21 protein-coding genes are annotated in these 17,558 nt (G+C 73.6%); 14 read left to right on the forward strand and 7 right to left on the reverse strand.

All coding sequences use genetic code 11. The annotated features are described in order from the left end of the window. The first annotated feature begins 123 nt into the window (after window positions 1-123). The 6 genes from CRP30_RS10340 to CRP30_RS10365 all read left to right on the forward strand — a co-directional run bounded on the left by CRP30_RS10340 (window position 124) and on the right by CRP30_RS10365 (window position 5,996). Window positions 124-513, forward strand: a complete 390-nt coding sequence (locus tag CRP30_RS10340; protein WP_097183818.1) for a universal stress protein — start codon at window positions 124-126, stop codon at window positions 511-513. Between the two features lie 82 nt (window positions 514-595). Continuing rightward, window positions 596-1,819, forward strand: a complete 1,224-nt coding sequence (gene lhgD, locus CRP30_RS10345) for an L-2-hydroxyglutarate dehydrogenase (RefSeq protein ID WP_097183819.1) — start codon at window positions 596-598, stop codon at window positions 1,817-1,819. Between the two features lie 91 nt (window positions 1,820-1,910). Further along, the gene (locus CRP30_RS10350) at window positions 1,911-3,140 is read left to right on the forward strand and encodes an MFS transporter (RefSeq protein ID WP_097183820.1); all 1,230 of its coding nucleotides are present in this window, start codon (window positions 1,911-1,913) and stop codon (window positions 3,138-3,140) included. 331 nt (window positions 3,141-3,471) lie between these two features. Further along, on the forward strand, window positions 3,472-4,230 hold the full coding sequence (locus tag CRP30_RS10355) for an SDR family NAD(P)-dependent oxidoreductase (RefSeq protein WP_097183821.1): 759 nt from the start codon (window positions 3,472-3,474) through the stop codon (window positions 4,228-4,230). Window positions 4,231-4,275: 45 nt separating this feature from the next. Continuing rightward, window positions 4,276-5,307, forward strand: coding sequence for a glycerate kinase family protein (locus tag CRP30_RS10360; protein ID WP_097183822.1), 1,032 nt, complete (start codon window positions 4,276-4,278; stop codon window positions 5,305-5,307). A gap of 308 nt (window positions 5,308-5,615) precedes the next feature. After that, the gene (locus CRP30_RS10365; protein WP_143278438.1) at window positions 5,616-5,996 is read left to right on the forward strand and encodes a hypothetical protein; all 381 of its coding nucleotides are present in this window, start codon (window positions 5,616-5,618) and stop codon (window positions 5,994-5,996) included. Between the two features lies 1 nt (window position 5,997). Here the strand turns inward: CRP30_RS10365 and CRP30_RS10370 are convergent, their stop codons facing one another. Then, window positions 5,998-6,216: a hypothetical protein gene (locus tag CRP30_RS10370; protein ID WP_097183824.1), complete on the reverse strand. Its 219-nt coding sequence runs from the start codon at window positions 6,214-6,216 to the stop codon at window positions 5,998-6,000. Between the two features lie 174 nt (window positions 6,217-6,390). On the opposite strand from CRP30_RS10370, the gene CRP30_RS10375 reads away from it, so the two are divergent. After that, the gene (locus CRP30_RS10375) at window positions 6,391-7,062 is read left to right on the forward strand and encodes a GNAT family N-acetyltransferase (RefSeq protein ID WP_097183825.1); all 672 of its coding nucleotides are present in this window, start codon (window positions 6,391-6,393) and stop codon (window positions 7,060-7,062) included. Window positions 7,063-7,168: 106 nt separating this feature from the next. Then, the gene (locus CRP30_RS10380; protein WP_014377016.1) at window positions 7,169-7,372 is read left to right on the forward strand and encodes a cold-shock protein; all 204 of its coding nucleotides are present in this window, start codon (window positions 7,169-7,171) and stop codon (window positions 7,370-7,372) included. Between the two features lie 69 nt (window positions 7,373-7,441). Here CRP30_RS10380 and CRP30_RS10385 read toward each other — a convergent pair whose 3' ends face one another. Continuing rightward, the gene (locus CRP30_RS10385) at window positions 7,442-7,921 is read right to left on the reverse strand and encodes a hypothetical protein (protein ID WP_097183826.1); all 480 of its coding nucleotides are present in this window, start codon (window positions 7,919-7,921) and stop codon (window positions 7,442-7,444) included. A 21-nt stretch (window positions 7,922-7,942) separates the two neighbouring features. Beyond that, a complete protein-coding gene (locus CRP30_RS10390) occupies window positions 7,943-8,581 on the reverse strand; it encodes a hypothetical protein (RefSeq protein ID WP_097183827.1) in 639 nt (212 codons plus the stop codon). Between the two features lie 174 nt (window positions 8,582-8,755). Here CRP30_RS10390 and CRP30_RS10395 point away from each other — a divergent pair, with 174 nt between their 5' ends. From CRP30_RS10395 to CRP30_RS10410, 4 genes are all read left to right on the forward strand, one after another. Continuing rightward, window positions 8,756-10,879 (forward strand): sensor histidine kinase, encoded by a 2,124-nt coding sequence (locus CRP30_RS10395; protein WP_097183828.1) that lies wholly within the window; start codon window positions 8,756-8,758, stop codon window positions 10,877-10,879. Continuing rightward, the gene (locus CRP30_RS10400) at window positions 10,872-11,528 is read left to right on the forward strand and encodes a response regulator transcription factor (protein WP_235003307.1); all 657 of its coding nucleotides are present in this window, start codon (window positions 10,872-10,874) and stop codon (window positions 11,526-11,528) included. The genes CRP30_RS10395 and CRP30_RS10400 overlap by 8 nt, the downstream gene beginning before the upstream one ends. A 67-nt stretch (window positions 11,529-11,595) precedes the next feature. After that, the gene (gene msrB, locus CRP30_RS10405; protein WP_235003308.1) at window positions 11,596-11,988 is read left to right on the forward strand and encodes a peptide-methionine (R)-S-oxide reductase MsrB; all 393 of its coding nucleotides are present in this window, start codon (window positions 11,596-11,598) and stop codon (window positions 11,986-11,988) included. Window positions 11,989-12,044: 56 nt separating this feature from the next. Continuing rightward, the gene (locus CRP30_RS10410; RefSeq protein WP_097183830.1) at window positions 12,045-13,241 is read left to right on the forward strand and encodes an acyl-CoA dehydrogenase family protein; all 1,197 of its coding nucleotides are present in this window, start codon (window positions 12,045-12,047) and stop codon (window positions 13,239-13,241) included. A 6-nt stretch (window positions 13,242-13,247) separates the two neighbouring features. Here the strand turns inward: CRP30_RS10410 and CRP30_RS10415 are convergent, their stop codons facing one another. The 4 genes from CRP30_RS10415 to CRP30_RS10430 form a co-directional block, all read right to left on the reverse strand. Further along, window positions 13,248-13,820, reverse strand: a complete 573-nt coding sequence (locus CRP30_RS10415) for a 1,2-dihydroxy-3-keto-5-methylthiopentene dioxygenase (protein WP_097183831.1) — start codon at window positions 13,818-13,820, stop codon at window positions 13,248-13,250. 69 nt (window positions 13,821-13,889) lie between these two features. Continuing rightward, the gene (gene mtnB, locus CRP30_RS10420; protein ID WP_200814653.1) at window positions 13,890-14,537 is read right to left on the reverse strand and encodes a methylthioribulose 1-phosphate dehydratase; all 648 of its coding nucleotides are present in this window, start codon (window positions 14,535-14,537) and stop codon (window positions 13,890-13,892) included. Further along, window positions 14,534-15,247: an acireductone synthase gene (gene mtnC / locus CRP30_RS10425; RefSeq protein WP_097183832.1), complete on the reverse strand. Its 714-nt coding sequence runs from the start codon at window positions 15,245-15,247 to the stop codon at window positions 14,534-14,536. The genes mtnB and mtnC overlap by 4 nt, the downstream gene beginning before the upstream one ends. An 11-nt stretch (window positions 15,248-15,258) precedes the next feature. Beyond that, window positions 15,259-16,326 (reverse strand): translation initiation factor eIF-2B alpha/beta/delta subunit family protein, encoded by a 1,068-nt coding sequence (locus CRP30_RS10430; RefSeq protein WP_097183833.1) that lies wholly within the window; start codon window positions 16,324-16,326, stop codon window positions 15,259-15,261. Window positions 16,327-16,494: 168 nt separating this feature from the next. Here CRP30_RS10430 and CRP30_RS10435 point away from each other — a divergent pair, with 168 nt between their 5' ends. After that, window positions 16,495-16,827 carry a hypothetical protein gene (locus CRP30_RS10435; RefSeq protein WP_097183834.1) on the forward strand — a complete coding sequence of 111 codons (333 nt, stop codon included), beginning with the start codon at window positions 16,495-16,497 and terminating at the stop codon, window positions 16,825-16,827. A 118-nt stretch (window positions 16,828-16,945) separates the two neighbouring features. After that, entirely contained in the window at window positions 16,946-17,386 is a 441-nt protein-coding gene (locus CRP30_RS10440) for a hypothetical protein (protein ID WP_097183835.1), read from the forward strand. Window positions 17,387-17,558: the final 172 nt, after the last annotated feature.

Here is a 17,558-nt window from a genome sequence, read left to right on the forward strand (position 1 = left end):
AGCGCCGCGGACGACCACCGCGGACGACCACGTCCGCCCGACCTCCACGTCCACTACACCCCGTTCCGCGCGGCGGCAGCTCGTCGTTCCCCGCCACGCGAGTCGCATTCCTGAGGAGCTCCCATGACGGTCCTTGTCGGCTACATCCCCACCCCGGAAGGCGAAGCCGCCTACGCAGCAGGCCTTGCAGAGGCCCGCCGTCGCGGGGAGGCGCTCGTGGTGATCAACTCGCCCCGGGAGAACACCCCCATGCACGCTGCCATGGCTGCCGACTCCGCGATCGACCGGTTGAGGTCCGAGGCCTCCACCGCCGGCGTCGACCTCGAGGTGCGCCAGGAGCCCTACACCGGCGAACTGGCGGACACCGTGGTGCGCGTCGCGCAGGAGACCGACGCCTCGGTCATCGTGATCGGCCTCCGCCACCGGTCCCCCGTCGGCAAGCTGATCATGGGGAGCACGGCGCAGCGCATCCTGCTCGAGGCCGATCGCCCGGTCCTGGCAGTCAAGGCCTGACCGCATGCACGAACCCCGCGTGGACCCGCTGCCACATCGAGCCGGACGACGCTCGTCCGGACAGCCCGACGATCGGAGGACCATGTCCGGAACCCGCTATGCCGTGGTCGGTGGAGGAATCATCGGCGCCGCGGTGGCCCGCCGGTTGCTGGAGCTGCGGCCCGACGCGCAGGTCACCGTCCTGGAGAAGGAGGACCGGCTCGCCGCGCACCAGACCGGGCGCAACAGCGGCGTCGTGCACGCCGGCCTCTACTACGAGCCCGGCTCGCTCAAGGCCCTGCTCTGCCGCCGCGGCGTCGGCCTGCTCAAGGACTTCTGCGCCGAGCAAGGTCTGGCCTACAACGAGATCGGCAAGGTCCTGGTGGCGCTGGACCACGCCGAGGAGCAGCGCCTCCAGGCCATCGCCGACCGCGCTCGGGCCAACGGCGTCCCCGGCATCCGAATCCTGGACCAGGCCCAGCTGCGCGAGATCGAGCCCAACGTCTCGGGCATCGCCGGGCTGCACTCCCCCACCACCGCGATCGTCGACTACGCCGAGATCACCCGCCGGCTCGCGGCCGACGCCGAGTCGCGCGGCGCCACCATCCGCACGGGCTTCACCGTCGCCGGCCTCCAGCACACCACCGGGACCGCCGCCGAAGAGGTCGTCATCCGCAGCGCCGCCGGCGAGGAGGTCGTCGTCGACCAGGTGATCCTCTGCGCCGGCCTGCACGTCGACCGGCTCGCCGAGCTCGCCGGCGACGTCCACGCCCCGCGCATCGTCCCGTTCCGCGGCGAGTACTTCGCCTTGATCCCGGAGAAGCGCTCGCTGGTCAACGGGCTGGTCTATCCCGTCCCCGACCCGCGCTACCCCTTCCTCGGTGTCCACCTGACCCCACGGTTCGACGGTGAGGTCCTCGTCGGCCCCAACGCCGTCCTCGCCCTGGCCCGCGAGGGCTACCGGCGCCGGGACTTCTCCGCCAGGGAACTCGCCGAGATCGTCCGCTACACCGGTTTCCGCCGCTTCGCCCGCCAGCACTGGAAGACCGGCATCAACGAGATGCGGGGCTCGCTGAGCAAGCGCGCCTTCACCGCCGCCGCCCAGCGCTACGTCCCCCAGCTCACCACCCGCGACCTCGTCCCCGCTGCTGCCGGCATCCGCGCCCAGGCACTGGAAGCCGACGGCAGCCTCGTCGACGACTTCCGCATCACCCAGACGGGAGCGGTCATCGCCGTCCGCAACGCCCCCTCCCCCGCTGCCACCTCCTCCCTGGCCATCGCCGAGCACATCGTCGACACCCTGCTCGGTCGCACCCCGCGGTCGTGACCACGGTCGTCCGGATCGGGTCGCTCGCCGAGCGCCGCGCCGCCGTCCTAGCCGCGGAGCAGGTGCTGGCCGTCCCGGGCGCCCTGACCGCATGACGCGTCCGCGCCGGCCCCGGCCGCCCACGGGCTCGACCAGGGCCGGCGCGGCCGCGGTGACCGTCACGACGGTCGGCGTGCTGCCCGTCTACATGGTCGGCGTGCTGTGGGTCCAGCTGCAGGAGGACCTCGGCTTCGGCCCCCAGCTGCTCGGCACCCTGGTCGCGTCGTTCTTCCTGACCTCGGCGGTCTCCGCTCTCACCGCGGGCGCCATCGTGGGCCGGTTCGGGACGTCGCCGATCGTGCGGCTGTCGGCGCTGGTCGGAGCCGCCTCGATGCTGGTCATCGCCCTGGCAGCGCAGCACACGGCCGTCCTGGTGGCCGCGCTGGTGTTCGCCGGCTGGGGCAACGGCATCGGGCAGCCGGCCAGCAACGACCTCATCGCCCGCGCGGTGGCACCGTCCCGGCACGGTCTGGCGTACGGGACCAAGCAGGCGGCGATCCCGTTGTCCACGATGATCGCCGGCGTCGCGGTCCCGGCCCTGGCCATCCCGCTGGGCTGGCGGACCGCCTTCGCCGTCGGTGCCGCGCTGGCCCTGCTCGTCGTGCTGACCGTGCCGGGAGCCGGACAGCTCCGGGCTCCTGGATCCGAGGAACGGTCCGAGGCGGCAGGACCGTTCCGCAGGGGGCCGTTGCTCGTCCTGTCGCTGGGGCTGATGCTGGGCGCGGCGACGGGGAACGCGCTCGGGTCCTTCTTCGTCGCCACGGCCGTCGAGGGCGGCATCGCGCCGGCCACGGCCGGCGTGCTCGCCGCCGTGGCGAGCGGGCTGGGTGCGGCGGCCCGGATCGGGTTCGGCTGGCTGGCCGACCGGTTCCGGACCAGGTGGCTGCTGGTCGTCGCCGCCCAGATGGCCATCGGCGGTCTCTCCTACGCACTGCTCGGCACCGGGATCGAGCTGCTCATCGCCGTCGGGGCGCTGATCGGTTACTGCACCGGGTGGGCGTGGGCCGGCCTCACCAACTTCTCGGTCGCCAGGATGCATCCGGGCATGGCCGCGCGCGCCACCTCGATCACCCAGGTCGGGACCGGGGCGGGCGCGGCACTGGGGCCCCTCCTGTTCGGCATCGTCGTCTCTGCGACGTCCTACTCGGTCGCCTGGTACGCGACCGCCGCCCTGTCGGCGGCGGGCGGGGCGGTCGTCGTCCAGGGCCGCCGGATGCTCATGCGCACGCGACCCCAGCTCGCGGCCGCGCGCCGGCAGCGCCGGAAGGCGCGCCACACCTGAGCCCCCTCGACGGGCCAGGCGACCCTCACCTGGGCAGATCGGCCGCGGTCGGTCGTCGGCGGCTGCGGTCGCGTCCACCGCCTGGAGCGCCCACGGCTGCCCGATGAGCCCTCCGAGAATCACCGTGGGCCTCTCGCGAAGGCGTTCGGGGCCCGTCGTCCGGCATCGGTCAGCGGACCGCATCAGCGCCTCCACGGCCGGAGTTGGTGTACGGTATACCGATACGAATCGGCGGGCGCTGGTGGACGTCACCGTCCGCTCCACCGGCGCTACGGCGGTGTTCCCGCCCACGGCTGGCAGCGGCCACGAGCAGCACGAGAGACGAGGACGCATGACCACCCTTCCGGTAGTGCTGGTCACCGGTGCATCGAGCGGCATCGGACGCGCGTGCGTCGACGCTTTCCTTGCTCAGGGTGCCCGGGTCATCGCGGCGGCTCGTCGCGTCGACCGGCTCGAGCTGCTCCATGACGAGAACCCGAACACCGTGCTGCCCGTCGCCATGGACGTCCGCGACCGCGCCGGCGTGACGGCCGCTCTGGCCGCCCTTCCCGAGGCGTGGAACACGATCGACATCCTGGTCAACAACGCCGGGCTTGCCGCCGGCCGCGGACCGGTCCACACCGATGATCCCGACAACTGGGACCGGATGCTCGACACCAACGTCCGCGGCCTGCTCAACGTCTCCTCCTGCGTCCTCCCCCGCATGGTCGAGCGCGGCTCCGGGCACGTCATCAACATCGGGTCGAACGCCGGGCGGGAGGTCTATCCCGGCGGCACCGTGTACTGCGCGACGAAGGCAGCGGTCGAACGGATCACCCGCGGGATGCGCATGGACGTGCTGGGCAGCGGCGTCCGGATCAGCCAGGTGGACCCCGGCATGGTGCAGACGGAGTTCTCGCTCGTCCGGTTCGACGGGGACTCGTCTGCCGCCGACGCCGTCTACGACGGCGTGACGCCACTGCTGCCCAGCGACATCGCCGAGGTCGTGACCTGGATCGCGAGCCGGCCGCCGCACGTCGTGATCGCCGACGTCCTCGTGTACCCCACCGATCAGGCGGGGTCGGGGAAGCTCGCCCGCCGGAAGAGCTGAGACCCCGCTCCCCTGACCTCAGCCGGCTCCGCGGAGGCCCACGCCATGCCCGACTCGACACCCGCCGGCGGCGACGACGACCCGTCGCCCCGGATCCTCGTCTGCCCCGACTCCTTTAAGGGGACCTTCTCCGCCCAGGAGGTCGCCACGGCCGTGGCCGACGGTGTCCAGGCGGCCGGTGGCCGCCCGACGGTCCTCCCCCTCGCCGACGGCGGAGAGGGCACGGCGGAAACGCTGCTGGACGCCGTCGGCGGACGGTGGATCGGGCTGACCGTCCGCGGGCCCCTGGGCGCTCCGGTGCAGGCGCGGCTGGCGTTGCTGGCCGGCGGGGACACGGCCGTGGTCGATGTCGCCGCCGCGAGCGGGCTCCCCCTGGTGGCCGAGCAGGATCGCGACGCCGAGAGGGCCAGCAGCTACGGCACGGGACAGCTGATCGCGGCTGCCGTCGCCGAGGGTGCCCGCACGGTGTACGTCGCCTGCGGCGGGAGCGCCACCACGGACGGCGGGGAGGGTGCCGTCCGGGCGATCGCGGACGCCGGCGGGCTCCGAGGAGCACACCTCCTGGTGCTCAGCGACGTCACGACCGTCTTCGAGGAGGCGGCCGTCGTCTTCGGGCCGCAGAAGGGCGCAAGCCCTGCCGCCGTCGATCGGCTCACCCACCGCCTGCACCAGCTCGCCGGTAGCTATCCCCGGGATCCGCGCGGCCATGCCCGAACCGGTGCGGCCGGCGGACTCGCCGGTGCCCTGTGGGCGTTCTTCGACGCGAACCTCACGTCCGGGATCGACACCGTCATGGACGCCGTGCAGTTCGACGCCGCCGTCGGCGAGGTCGACGCCGTCATCACGGGTGAGGGACGCTTGGACGACCAGAGCACTCAGGGCAAGGTCGTGTCAGGGGTTCTGCGTCGGGCTCAGGGTCGCCCCGTCTACATCTGCGCCGGGCAGGTCGCTCTGCCGTCCGATGCCGTCCGGGCGGTCGGCATATGCGCCGCCCTGGTCGCGAGCACGATCGAGGAGCTGTGCCAGGCGGGTGCTGGTATCGCCCGGATCAGCGCAGTCGAACAGCGGCCCTGGTAGTCCGCCCGGCTCGCCGTAGTCGGTAGTCACATCCGTCGAGGACATGCGCCGCCGGACTGCCGAGGTGGGTCCGGCGCGCACCGCGGCCAGGCCGCTCGCAACTGGTCGTACCGTCCCGGCGTCATCCGACGAGCGGCCGCTACGCCCCTGCCGGCAGTGCGTCCGACCACGCCGGGCGAGCCGATGCGCGTGCAGCCCAGCCGGGAGAAGGAGTCGGCCGAGGACCGATCGCTCACCCGGAGGGGTGAGCCGCGGTCCAGCATTGCGTCGCCGCGGACGATCCGGGACGGGTGAGGGTCTCGTTCCTGGTGTACGGCGTACTGTACGTCGTCGTCGAGATGGTCGGATACCACCTCGAGCAGGTCGGGTGGGCCGACATCTCGCCGCTGGACGTGGCCACCGCGGTGACCGACGCGCTCCTCACGGTGGCCGTCTGCGCCGCCGTCCTCCTCGCGCTCGACCTCGGCCGCAAGCGCTGGGGGACGTCGGTCGCGGCGTGGCACTCCGAGCGGGGCGAGCACCAGGCAGAGATCTGGGACGAGCCGATCGAGGTCCGATCGTGGCGGCCGGCACCGCTGGCGATCACCGCCGAGCGCGTCGACGAACCGCCGCAGCAGCCCCGGTACCGGGGCAATCCGTACTCGTTCGCCGGCCACCGGTTCCCGAGGGATCGCGGCAGGCTCCTGTAGGTCAGAACACCGCGAGGAGCAGGACGTGTGCCCGCAGCGCATGGGCCGACAGGGCGTCCGCGCCACGCCGGGCCACCAGCTCGGTCAGCTCGCCGACGGACCCGACGGCCTCGTCCAGCTGCTCCGCGAGCACGGCGTCCCGGTCGGCGTCGTGCAGATCGTCCAGGTCCACCATCGGCAGCAGGGCGGGAACGGTGCGGGGGGCGACGGCGGTCTCCATGACGGCATCTCCTGGCTCGGTCGGGCGCCGGGTTCTCCCGGCTGGGAACGACTCTGCGGGCCGCGCCGCAGGCGCTCCCCGAGGGAGCCGCAGGAATTCCGCAAGACCCGGTCCGATGCCCGGTGCTTCGATGGGTGCCGACGGGATCACCGGGATCCCCGCGAGAGGAGCACGGTGCTGCGCCCGTTCTCGCTGACCGGCCGGCACGTCCGGCTGGAGCCCCTGAGCACCGAGCACGTGCCCGGCCTGGCCGCGGCCGCTGCCGAGGACCGGAGCAGCTACGCCTTCACCCGGGTCCCCGACGGCCTCGTCGAGGCAGCCGAGTACGTCCGGGCGGCGCTCACCGAGCAGGCCGGCGGGCAGGTCCTCCCCTTCGCCGTCGTCCGTTCCTCCGACGACGTCGTCGTGGGCTCCACCCGCTTCCTCGACCTGGAGGTGCTCGGCCGGCCGGGGGTGATCCTGCCGTCCGACGCGGTACCGCCGGACGGCGTCGAGATCGGCAGCACCTGGTACGCCGCCTCGGCGCAGCGGACGGCCGTCAACACCGAGGTGAAGCTGCTCCTGCTCGCCCATGCCTTCGAGGTCTGGCAGGCCCTCCGCGTGACGCTGAAGACCGACGCCCGCAACCGGCGGTCGCGCGCCGCGATCGAGCGGCTCGGCGCCCGCTCGGAGGGCATCCGCCGCGCGCACACCACCGCGAGCGACGGCACCGTCCGCGACAGCGCCTACTACTCGATCCTCGCCGCGGAGTGGCCCACGGTCCGGGACGGCCTCCGGAGGCGGCTGGCCGCGGCCGGACGCGCACCCGGTCCGGTCACCGTGCCGACGAACCGCAGGTCACATTGATGCCTCCACCTGTTCCCATCCGGTGATCTACGACTAGTGTTGGCGAATCGGGAAGGCCCTGCGCTATGGCAGGACCCCGATGCACCACCTCAGCTAGGAGCGAGCAATGCCCGAAGGAACAGTGAAGTGGTTCAACGCTGAGAAGGGGTTCGGCTTCGCCACCCCCGACGGTGGCGGACCGGACGTCTTCGTCCACTACTCGGCCATCCAGTCCAGCGGGTACCGCTCGCTCGATGAAGGCCAGCGGATCGCGTTCGACATCGAGCAGGGCCAGAAGGGCCCGCAGGCTGCGAACGTCACCCCGCTCTGATCACCTGATCAGCACAGCGCCCCCGTCCGGTCCTCCGGGCGGGGGCGCTGTCGTTCGTGCGGTGGGTCCTCAGCGGTTGCGCGGCACGTACCCGCCGATCAGCGCGGACATCAGCAGCGCGCCGTCGTGCTCCCCGACGGCGGCCGCTGCGTCGGCGAAGGCCCGCCAGCGCTGCCGCTCGACGTCGGTGGGCGCATGCTCGGCCCGCGCGGCCAGCTGCTCGGTCAGCCGCTGCCACTCGCTCTGCGGGGTCGGCCACAGGCCGGTCAGCCGCCGGGCCTCGGCGGAGATCCCGGTGACGCGGACGATCTCCCCGGCGTGGTTGGTCAGCGGCTCGATGTAGCCGGTGTCCGCCAGCGCCTTGGCCGCGGCGATCACCTCGCCCTTCGGCAGACCGCTGGCGGGGACCACCGCGCCCAGCAGGTAGGGCGAGCTGCCGTGGTCGGAGGAGTCGACGAGCCGGGCGATGGCCCGCAGGACCGGCAGGTCGCGGGTGAACCAGACGTCGGGCAGCAGGTCGCCCGGCGCGGCGGGATCGGGGGAGGTCACTCCCCCAGTCTCCTCCCCCGGTCAGCGGCGGGCGGCGGTCAGGTCGGGCCGGACGGCCAGGATCAGACCGAGCGTCGTGTAGCCGAGGAACAGGTGGCCGGCCGAGATGTAGGCGGTCGCCTGCTCGCCCACCAGCGCCATGGCCGGGAACATCACCAGCGCCCACGTCTCCGCGATGGCCGGCCAGACCCGCGCGGCGCCGCGCCACCGGCCGGCGATCGCGATCCGGATGCCGATGGCTGCCATGCCGAGCATGGACAGCGGCCAGAAGAAGTCCAGCGCGAGGAAGAAAGCGTTCTCCGACAGGTCGGGGGCCAGTAGCCACTGCAGCGACGAGGCGATCGCCAGGGCCAGCATCCCGTGCTCGACGTGCAGGAAGCCTCGAGCCAGCCGGCCGGTCCCGGTGGCCCGGGTCCGCAACTGGACGGCGACCAGCGCGACCAGGCCGAGCTGGAACAGCAGCGAGCTCAGCTTGTAGACCCAGGAGAAGTCGTCGGTGACCGGGTCGAGGTCGTAGACCAGCGTGCCGGCCGCCCACGCCGCCGCACCGGCCGCCATGGCCAGACCCCCGGCCCGGACGAGCGTCGTCGGCGGGGCCGCCACGGTCCCGGGGGGCGGCGCGTCCGTGCGGGCGGGAGCGGGGGTGGCGTTCAGGGACATCGGTCCTCCGGAAGGCGTCGTGCGGCGCCCCGTGGCACCGCTGGACCCACCGTGCAGAGACCGCGTCCCGGGCGGCCAGGGCCGCTGCGGTCGATCTCCCCCGGGGTCCGTCCCGCCCCGGACGGGACACCGTGCCCCTGTCGGGCGGGACGTCTGGACCGGCATGATCCGCGCGTGCAGGTCGAGGAGCGGGGCATCGGGACGGCGGCGGCGCCGCCTCCGGCGCCCGTCCCCGCCGGTCGGGTCGTCCCGGCCCTGGGCTGGGTCGCGGCGGTCGTCACCGTCGTCGCCGTGGCCCTCACGGCGGTGCTCGACGCCGTCACACCGGAGGCCGCGCGGGTCGCCGCCGTGTCCGGCCCGGGATGGGAGATCGGCCTGCCGGGGCTGCTGCTGGCGCTCCCCGGCGCCCTGCTGATGCAGCGGGCTCCCCGGAACGCCGTGTCCTGGGTGGTGGCCGGCACGGCCGTGTTCTGGGCCGTCGACGGGCTGGCCTCCTCCTGGCTGACCTACGCCGTGCAGGAGGACCCGGCGCTGCCCGGCGCGTCGGCCGCGTTCTGGTTCGTCTCGCGGTTCGGTGCCTGGCTGCTGCTCGGCCTGCCGTTGCTCCTGCTGCTCTACCCCGACGGCCGGCTGCCCGGCGGCCGCTGGCGCACGGTGTCCATCGCCAGCCTCGCCTGCACCGCCACGCTGCCGGTGCTGCTCCTGTTCACGCCCTCGGACATCGCCGACAGCCGGACCGGGGTCCCGGTGCCCGAGGTCTACCGGGGTCTCGACCTCGACCCGACCAGCCTGCCGCTGCCGGAGGGCCTCCTCCTCCCGCTGCTGCACCTGGCCTTCCCGCTCGGGGCGGTGGGCATCCTGGGCCCCCTGGCGGTGGTCGTGCACCGGCTGCGCCGGTCGACGGGCGAGGACCGGCGGCGGATGCGCTGGCTGCTCTGGGCCGGCGTCGTCGACGCGCTGGTCATGGTGGGCGCGCTGCTCTTCCCCACGACCGCGGTCAGCCTCGACCTGGCCGTCGCCGTCGGGCTCACCGGTCTGGCCGTGACCCTGGGCATCCTGCGCCCGCGTGCCGTCGACATCGACCGGCTGCTCGGCGGCACCCTCGTCTACGGCGGCCTCGCGGTGGGCATCGTCGTCCTCGACCTGGCCGTCCTGGCCGCAGCCAACGCGCTGCTCGGCGAGGGCTTCGGCGAGGAGAACGCCACCCTGCTGACCCTGCTGCTCGTCGCCGGCGTCTACGCGCCCCTGCGCGCGCCGCTGTGGCGGCTGGTCCGCCGCTGGGTGCTGGGCGAGCGGGAAGACCCCTACCGCGTCGTCTCCGGCCTGGCCGAGCGACTGGAACGCTCCGACGGCGCCGACGAGCAACTGGAGGCAGTGGCCGCGGCCGTCGCCGAGGCGTTCCGCTCCCCCTACGTCGGCGTGGAGGTGGCGTCGGGAGGCGGCCGCCGGCTGCTCGCCGAGCACGGGCGCCGCCCGACCGCCGTCCAGTCGCTGCCGATCGCCTACCGCGGCGAGCCGGTCGGCCGGCTGCTCCTCCCCCGGGACGGCGTCCGCGCCCAGCTGGTCAGCCGCGACGAGCGGCTGCTGGCCGACGTCGTCCGGCAGGCCGCGGCGGCCGCGCACGCCGGCTCGCTGGCCGCCCAGCTGCAGCAGAGCCGCGAGGAGCTGGTCGCCGCCCGCGAGGAGGAGCGCCGGCGGCTGCGGCGCGACCTGCACGACGGCCTCGGCCCCAGCCTCGGCGCGGTCGTCCTGCGCATCGACACCGCCCGCAACCTCACCGCCGCCGGACGGTCCGACGACGCCGACTCCGTGCTGCGCCAGGCCCGGGACGACGTCGCCGCCGCCCTGGCCGACGTCCGGCGGCTCGTGCACGACCTCCGCCCGCCGGCCCTGGACGACCTCGGGCTGGCCGGGGCGGTGCGGCAGCAGGCCGAGCGGCTGCTCCCCCGGGGGACCGCCGTCGCCGTGACCGCCGGGGCAGGCGCCGACGACCTGCCGGCCGCGGTCGAGGTCGCCGCCTACCGGATCGCCTCCGAGGCGCTGGCCAACGTGGCCCGACACGCCCGTGCGACGACCTGCCGCGTGGACCTGCAGCGCGACGACGAGCGGGCCCTGGTCGTCACGGTGACCGACGACGGCGCGGGCATCGCCCCGGACGCCCCCGCGGGCGTCGGCCTGGTGTCCCTGCGCGAGCGCGCGGCCGAACTCGGTGGCCGCTGCACGGTGGAGTGCCCGCCCGACGGCGGGACGGTGGTGCGGGCCGTCCTCCCCGCGGAGGGAGGGTCGGCCCGTGGCTGATCCGGGCGAGCCGCTGCGCGTCGTCGTCGCCGACGACCACCCGGTCTACCGGGACGGGCTGGCGATGCTGCTGGGGTCGGTCCCGGGGCTCGCCGTCGTCGGCACCGCGGCCGACGGGGAGGCCGCCGTCGCCGTGGCGCTCGAGGAGCAGCCCGACGTCGTCGTGATGGACGTGCAGATGCCGGGCATCGACGGCATCGAGGCGACCCGGCGGGTCACCTCCGCCTCCCCGTCGGTCGGCGTCGTCGTCCTGACCATGTCGGAGGACGACGGCACCGTCTTCGCCGCCATCCGCGCCGGCGCCCGCGGCTACCTGCTGAAGGGCGCCGACCAGGAGGAGGTGGTCCGCGCGATCACCACGGTGGCCGCCGGTGGCGCGGTGTTCGGGGCGGCGCTGGCCCGGCGGATCACGGAGTTCTTCGCGGCGGCGCCGACCGGACCTGAGACGGCCTTCCCGCAGCTGACCGCCCGCGAGCGGGAGGTGCTCGACCTGGTGGCGGCCGGCCGCTCGAACGCCCAGATCGCCGCAGCCCTCTACCTGTCGCCGAAGACCGTCCGCAACAACGTGTCCAACGTGCTGACCAAGCTGCAGGTGACCGACCGCGCGCAGGCGATCATCCGCGCACGTGAGGCCGGGCTGGGCCGCTGAGGCGGGGAATCCTGGCCCTCCCCGGCTCGTTGCCCCTGGCATGACGACCTCCTCCCACCAGCCCCAGGTGACGAAGACCGACGAGGAGTGGCGCGCGCAGCTGTCCCCCGAGGAGTACGCGGTGCTCCGTCAGGCGGGCACGGAGCGCCCCTGGACCGGCGAGTACGTCGACACGAAGACCGTCGGCGTCTACGAGTGCCGCGCCTGTGGCGCCGAGCTGTTCCGCTCCGAGACCAAGTTCGACTCCCACTGCGGCTGGCCGTCCTTCTACGAGGCGGCCGCCGAGGACAACGTGGTCCTGCGCGAGGACCGCAGCCACGGGATGGTCCGCACCGAGGTGCTGTGCGGCACCTGCCACAGCCACCTCGGGCACCTCTTCGACGACGCCCCGCAGACGCCGACCGGCGACCGCTACTGCATCAACTCCGTGAGCATCCGGCTCCAGCCCGCCGAGGGCTGAGCCCGTCGTCCGCCCCCGTCGTCCATGGGGGCGGACGACTTGCCAGACTCACCGGTATGTCGAACCCGCAGGTGTCGGTCGTGCACGACGAGGCCCTGGCCCGCGCGCGAGCAGTCACGCAGACGCTGGCCGCCGACGTGGTCGAGCGCGAGGCCGCCGGCAAGGCCCCGCTCCGCGAGGTGGAGCTGCTGCGGGAGTCCGGCCTCCTCCCCCTGCTGCTCCCGGCCGAGCACGGCGGCAGCGGCGCGGGCTGGCCGACCGCGTGGGCCGTCGTCCGGACCATCACCGCCGTCGACCCGTCCATCGGGCAGCTCCTCGGCTACCACTACCTGCACTCCTGGCGGATCCGGCTCAACCGCCGTGCCGACGCGGTCGCCCGGCTGGACGCGGCCGGCGCCGCCGGTGCCTGGTTCTGGGGCGGCGCGGGCAACCCCCGGGACGCCGGCCTGCAGCTCGAGCCGGTCCGCGGCGGGTTCCTGCTGAGCGGCACCAAGCACTTCGCCACCGGCGCCGAGGTGGCCGACCGGATCAACGCCAGCGGGACCCGGACCGGCACCGGGGAGAAGCTCGCGCTGGCCGTCGACGCGCACCAGGACGGCGTCCGGCACGGTGGCGACTGGGACGCGCTCGGCCAGCGGCTCTCGGCGTCGGGCTCGGTCACCTTCGACGGTGCCTTCGTCTCCGAGGACGACGTCCTGGGGCCGAACGAGCAGGCCGACCCGGGCGCGCCGGCGTTCGCCACGCTGCACGTTCTGAGCTTCCAGGCGATGCTCGCCCAGCTCTACGTCGGCATCGCCGAGGGGGCCCTGGCCGCCGGCGCGGAGTACACCCGCACGAAGTCCCGCGCCTGGGCCACCTCGGGCGTCGAGGAGGCGGTCGACGACCCGCTCGTGCGGCAGCGCTACGGCCAGCTCGACGCACGGCTGCGGGCCGCCGCCGCCCTCGCCGACCGGGCGGCCGCATCGCTGACCAGGGCCGCGGAGCGGGGCTGGGACCTCGAGGCGCAGGAGCGGGCCGACGTCGCCGTCGAGCTGGCCGCCGCCAAGGTCGTGACCACCGAGGCCGCCCTCGAGGTCACCTCGACGGTGTTCGAGCTGACCGGCGCCCGGGCCACGAAGACCGGCACGGGACTGGACCGCTACTGGCGGGACGCCCGCACGCTCACGCTGCACGACCCGGCGGCGCACAAGGCCGTCGAGGTCGGTGACCGCCTCCTCAGCGGGACCGCGCCGGTGCCCAGCGCCTACAGCTGAGCCGGGTCAGCGCCCGGCGGCCAGCTGGTCGTACGTGGGGAACGAGCGGGAGATGCCACTGCCGGTGAAATTGCCGACCCAGCCGTCGTCGTCGTGGAAGAACCGCACGGAGACGTAGTCGGGGGCGGTGCCCATGTCGAACCAGTGGGTGGTGCCGCCGGGCACGGAGAGCAGGTCGCCGGCCTCGCAGAACACGGCGTGCACCTTGCCGTCGACGTGCAGGTAGAAGACGCCGGAGCCCTTCGCGAAAAAGCGGTCCTCGTCGTCGTCGTGGGTGTGCTCGTCGAGGAACTTCTCCCGGCTGGCCCGCACCGTCTCCGGCCACGACGGGTCGTCGCTGGGCTGCATCTGCACGACGTCGACCAGGACGTAGCCCTCGGAGGAGGAGACGGCGTCGATGCGCTCGCGGTAGGCATCAAGGACCTCGTCCTGGGTCACCTTGTCCGGGAGGTCCCGCAGCGGCCACTGCTCGAAGCGGACCCCGAGCTCCTTGAGGACGACGGCGATCTCCTCGGCGTCCTCCGTGCGGAGGGCGGGGGTCTCCGGAGCGTCCTCGCGCCAGACGGTCAGCAGCGTCATGTCGCACCTCGTTCTCTGATGGGGTCTACCTGGGGCAGCGCGGGGCAGCTCCCCACTATTCCGCAGGGATCAGCGGAGGGCGCGGGTCTCCGTGGCGAAGGTCAGCAGGAACTCGAGGATCTCGGTGTGGTGACGGGCCTGGGCCAGGTCCTGTCCCCAGGCGTACATCCCGTGCCGCGCGACGACGAACCCCGGCGTCCGCCCGTCCCACTGCGGCTCGAACGCGCCTGCGATCTCGTCCATGTCCTGGCTGTTCGGGACGACGGGGACGACCACCGTCTCGTCGTGCGCGGCCCGCCCGATGCCCTTGAGCATCTCCAGGTCCCGCAGCGGGACGCCGTCCGGGAACCAGTGCCCGGCGAGGACCGCTGCCATGGCGTGCACGTGGACGACGGCGTCGGCCCCGGTGACCTCGGCGATGCGCGCGTGGAGGGCGGCCTCGGCCGACGGCACGAGGTCCGGGCGCGGCTGGTCGGTGACCGCGGCACCGCGCCCGTCGACGACGACGACGTCCGAGCTGGTGAGCTCGCCCTTGTCCAGGCCGCTGACGGTGACGGCGAGCCGCAGGGGGTCGCGGTCGAGGACGACGGAGAGGTTGCCCGAGGTGCCGCGCATCCAGCCCATGCCGGCGAAGCGGGCCGCCTCCGCGGCGAGCGCGCGGCCGGCCGCCTCGAGCTCTCCGGTGCCGATGCGCCGGCCTGCGGACGTCCCGCTCACGAGTCGACCTCGACCCCGTCGAAGGACTCGATGATCGGCAGGTCGCCGAAGTCGGCGCCGGCGTTGGGCTCGCCCGCGCGGCGCACACCCACCACCTGCCAGCCGGCCTCCCGGGCGGCGTGCAGCTCGGCCGGCAGGTCGGACAGGAAGAGCAGCTCGCCCGGCGCGCGGCCGAGGGCGGCGGCGATGGTGTCGTAGGAGCCCGCGTCGCGCTTCGGCCCGGCGTTGACCGTGTCGAAGTAGGCGTCGATCAGCGGCGTGAGATCGCCGGCGGGGGCGTGCCGGAACCACGGCACCTGGCTGGCCACCGAGCCGGACGAGAACACCGCCAGGTGGACGCCGCGACCGTGCCACGCCCGCAGCTGCGGGACGACGTCGTCGAAGAAGTGGGACGACAGCTCCCCTGCGGCGTAGCCGGCCGCCCAGATCTGCCCCTGCAGGGTCTTCAACGGGGTCGCCTTGACGTCGCCGTCCATCCAGGCGTGCAGCAGTGCGACGACCTCGGCGGTGCCGGCGTCGTCGGCGAGGCCGGCGTCGGCCTTGGTCTGGGCGACGGCGCCGGCGACGTCGGTGTCGTCGGGGTGGGCGTCGATCCACGGGCCGAGCCGGGGGCGGGCGTAGTCGTAGAGCTCGCCGTGGACGTAGCCGGCCGCTCCGGTCGTGCCCTCGATGTCGAGGACCACCGTCCGGGCCGTGAGGTGCAGGGTCACGGGCGGTCAGCCTACCGAGAGCTCCGGTGGGCCTCGTCCTGGTGGTACTGGGCCACGCGGTCAGGTGCGAACGGGCCCCGGTCGGTGACGATGGTGGTCACCCAGCGCGGCGGGGTGACGTCGAACGCCGGGTACCAGCCCCGCTCGACCAGCGGCGACGCCGACCGGGCGCCGAGCACCGAGAGCACCTCCAGGCCGTCGCGCTCCTCGACCACCACGTCGGCAACGGTCGCGGCCTGCGGGTCGGGTGCCTGGACCAGCGCCAGGAACGGGACGTCGAAGGCCGCGGCCGCGACGGCGTGGCCGAGGGTGCCGACCTTGTTGATGACGTGGCCGTCCATGGTCACGCGGTCGGCGGCCGTCACGAGGGCGTCGACCGGTCCGAGCGAGGAGCCGGGTGCGAGCGCGGCGGCCACCATGCCGTCGGTCACCAGGGTGACGTCCTGGCCCATCTCGGCCAGCGTGTGGGCGGTCAGCCGGGCGCCCTGGAGGTAGGGACGGGTCTCGGTCGCGATCCAGGTGTACTGCCGGCCGGCTGCGGCCGCGGCGCGCACCAACTCGACGAGATAGGTGTCCATCCAGCAGTGGGTCAGGACCCGGGCGCCCTCGGGCAGCAGCTCGACCGTCGCGGCGCCCAGTGCCGCGCTGCGGGCCCGGTAGTCCGCGGCGACGGCGGCGGCGGCGGCTTCGACCGCCTCGGCGAGCTGCGCGGACGACGCAGCGCGGACGACGTCGGGAGCGGTGAGCACCGCGGTCACGGCGTCGCGGACGTGGTTGTTCGTGGGGCGGGCGATGGTCAGGGCGGTGCCGGCGGACGCCAGGGTGGCGCGGGCGTCGTCGACCCGCCGGTCGGCGATCTGGCGGCCGGTCAGGGCCAGGCCGGCGGCGGCGGCGAACAGTGGGCCGGAGCTCTGCGTCACCATCGCGCGGATCGCCTCGGCGACCTCTTGCGCGTCGCGGGCCAGCACCCACTCCTCACGGGCCGGAAAGGTCCGCCGGTCGAGGATCGCGACGCCGTCGTCGGTGAGCCGGACGCTGTCGTCCAGCACGGGCCGGGGCAGGCCGGTGGTCACTGTCATGCCGCCATCATCCTCCGTCGTCGGTGCTCCCCGGGTCCGGCCGACGAGGATCACGTCCGGCTGGGTAGAGCGACGACGTCGCCGTGAAGGCAGCTTTAGGGACAAGCGGTCCACGCCGATACAGCAGTGGAGAACGCTGCGAGATGAGCCACCGAAAGGAGGACCCGGATGCCGTCGTCGCGTCACGGCCGCGTGCTGGCGGTCGTATACCTCCTTGCTGTCGCCGGATCAGTCACGACGTGGATGGTTCAGGGCGCGTATTCGACGGCCCTGATCATCACTCTGCTTCTGACCCTGCCGTGGAGTCTTGCCGCCTACTCACTTCTCATGGTGGCAGCCCTCGCCGTGCTCGCTGGGCCGGGAGCGGACAGCGGACCAGGGCAGGTGGCCCTGACGATGCTCGCAGTCCTGCTATTCCTGTCTGCAGCAGCTGCGAACGTGCTGATGACCGGCCCCCTCCTCCTCCGCTGGCGCAAAGGACGGCCCGACGCAACCTCCTGAGGTGTCCCATAGTGGGCCGCTCAGGGACAGCCGGCCGGCTCGCCCGATGGGCGATCAGGGACACGCCACCCCTGACAAGCGGCACGACGTCAGGCCTTGCCCGACCTACCCTTCAGCGATGCAGCGCGATATCGAGCGCCTGCGCCGGATGGCGCAGCTCGTGGAGGACGACCTGCGGGCGACCATGCCGGGCACCTGGAAGTGCGACTTGCGGTCGGATTACGTCCTCGTCATCGGCTCCGAACAGGGAGTGGCCGAGCTCGCCATCGCCGAGGACGTCGACCGGGACAACTGGCCTGAGGAGGCCTGGACAGCGGAGTACCACGACTTCACCATCGACGAAGACGCAAACGAGGCAATCGCCGAGGCCGTTCAAGACGCGTTGGGCACCTGGGGCCTGCGCTGGCCGATCTGCCGGGAGCACAGTGCCCCACTTTCGCCCTGCAGCGGGGTTTGGGCCTGCTCGAGCGCCATCGCTCACGACCTCGCCGACGTCGGGGCGCTGTCGCCACAGCAGGCCACAGCCACTCACGAGACAGCTCCTCTGCAAGCGCCCTGACCGCATTCGGCCGTGACTCTGAATGGGCCGCTCAGGAACCAAGGGCGGCATCCGGCACGTCTCGGTCCGCGCGGGTCTCTCGAGCTCGAGACATCGCAAGACGCGTTCCTGCGGTGGTCCTGGCACTACCAGTCATTCAACGAGGCCCGCGCGTGCTCGCATCAGGTCCGGC

Source organism: Blastococcus haudaquaticus (assembly GCF_900230285.1).
In the GTDB taxonomy this organism is placed as follows: Bacteria; Actinomycetota; Actinomycetes; order Mycobacteriales; family Geodermatophilaceae; genus Blastococcus_B; species Blastococcus_B haudaquaticus.

What these genes read in the sequence shown, in the direction of transcription:
- CRP30_RS10340 (WP_097183818.1), top strand. Translation starts at nt 124, where the DNA reads ATGACGGTCCTTGTCGGCTACATCCCCACCCCGGAAGGCGAAGCCGCC.
- lhgD (WP_097183819.1), top strand. Translation starts at nt 596, where the DNA reads ATGTCCGGAACCCGCTATGCCGTGGTCGGTGGAGGAATCATCGGCGCC.
- CRP30_RS10350 (WP_097183820.1), top strand. Translation starts at nt 1,911, where the DNA reads ATGACGCGTCCGCGCCGGCCCCGGCCGCCCACGGGCTCGACCAGGGCC.
- CRP30_RS10355 (WP_097183821.1), top strand. Translation starts at nt 3,472, where the DNA reads ATGACCACCCTTCCGGTAGTGCTGGTCACCGGTGCATCGAGCGGCATC.
- CRP30_RS10360 (WP_097183822.1), top strand. Translation starts at nt 4,276, where the DNA reads ATGCCCGACTCGACACCCGCCGGCGGCGACGACGACCCGTCGCCCCGG.
- CRP30_RS10370 (WP_097183824.1), bottom strand. Translation starts at nt 6,216, where the DNA reads ATGGAGACCGCCGTCGCCCCCCGCACCGTTCCCGCCCTGCTGCCGATG.
- CRP30_RS10380 (WP_014377016.1), top strand. Translation starts at nt 7,169, where the DNA reads ATGCCCGAAGGAACAGTGAAGTGGTTCAACGCTGAGAAGGGGTTCGGC.
- CRP30_RS10390 (WP_097183827.1), bottom strand. Translation starts at nt 8,581, where the DNA reads ATGTCCCTGAACGCCACCCCCGCTCCCGCCCGCACGGACGCGCCGCCC.
- CRP30_RS10410 (WP_097183830.1), top strand. Translation starts at nt 12,045, where the DNA reads ATGTCGAACCCGCAGGTGTCGGTCGTGCACGACGAGGCCCTGGCCCGC.
- CRP30_RS10415 (WP_097183831.1), bottom strand. Translation starts at nt 13,820, where the DNA reads ATGACGCTGCTGACCGTCTGGCGCGAGGACGCTCCGGAGACCCCCGCC.
- CRP30_RS10430 (WP_097183833.1), bottom strand. Translation starts at nt 16,326, where the DNA reads ATGACAGTGACCACCGGCCTGCCCCGGCCCGTGCTGGACGACAGCGTC.
- CRP30_RS10435 (WP_097183834.1), top strand. Translation starts at nt 16,495, where the DNA reads ATGCCGTCGTCGCGTCACGGCCGCGTGCTGGCGGTCGTATACCTCCTT.
- CRP30_RS10440 (WP_097183835.1), top strand. Translation starts at nt 16,946, where the DNA reads ATGCAGCGCGATATCGAGCGCCTGCGCCGGATGGCGCAGCTCGTGGAG.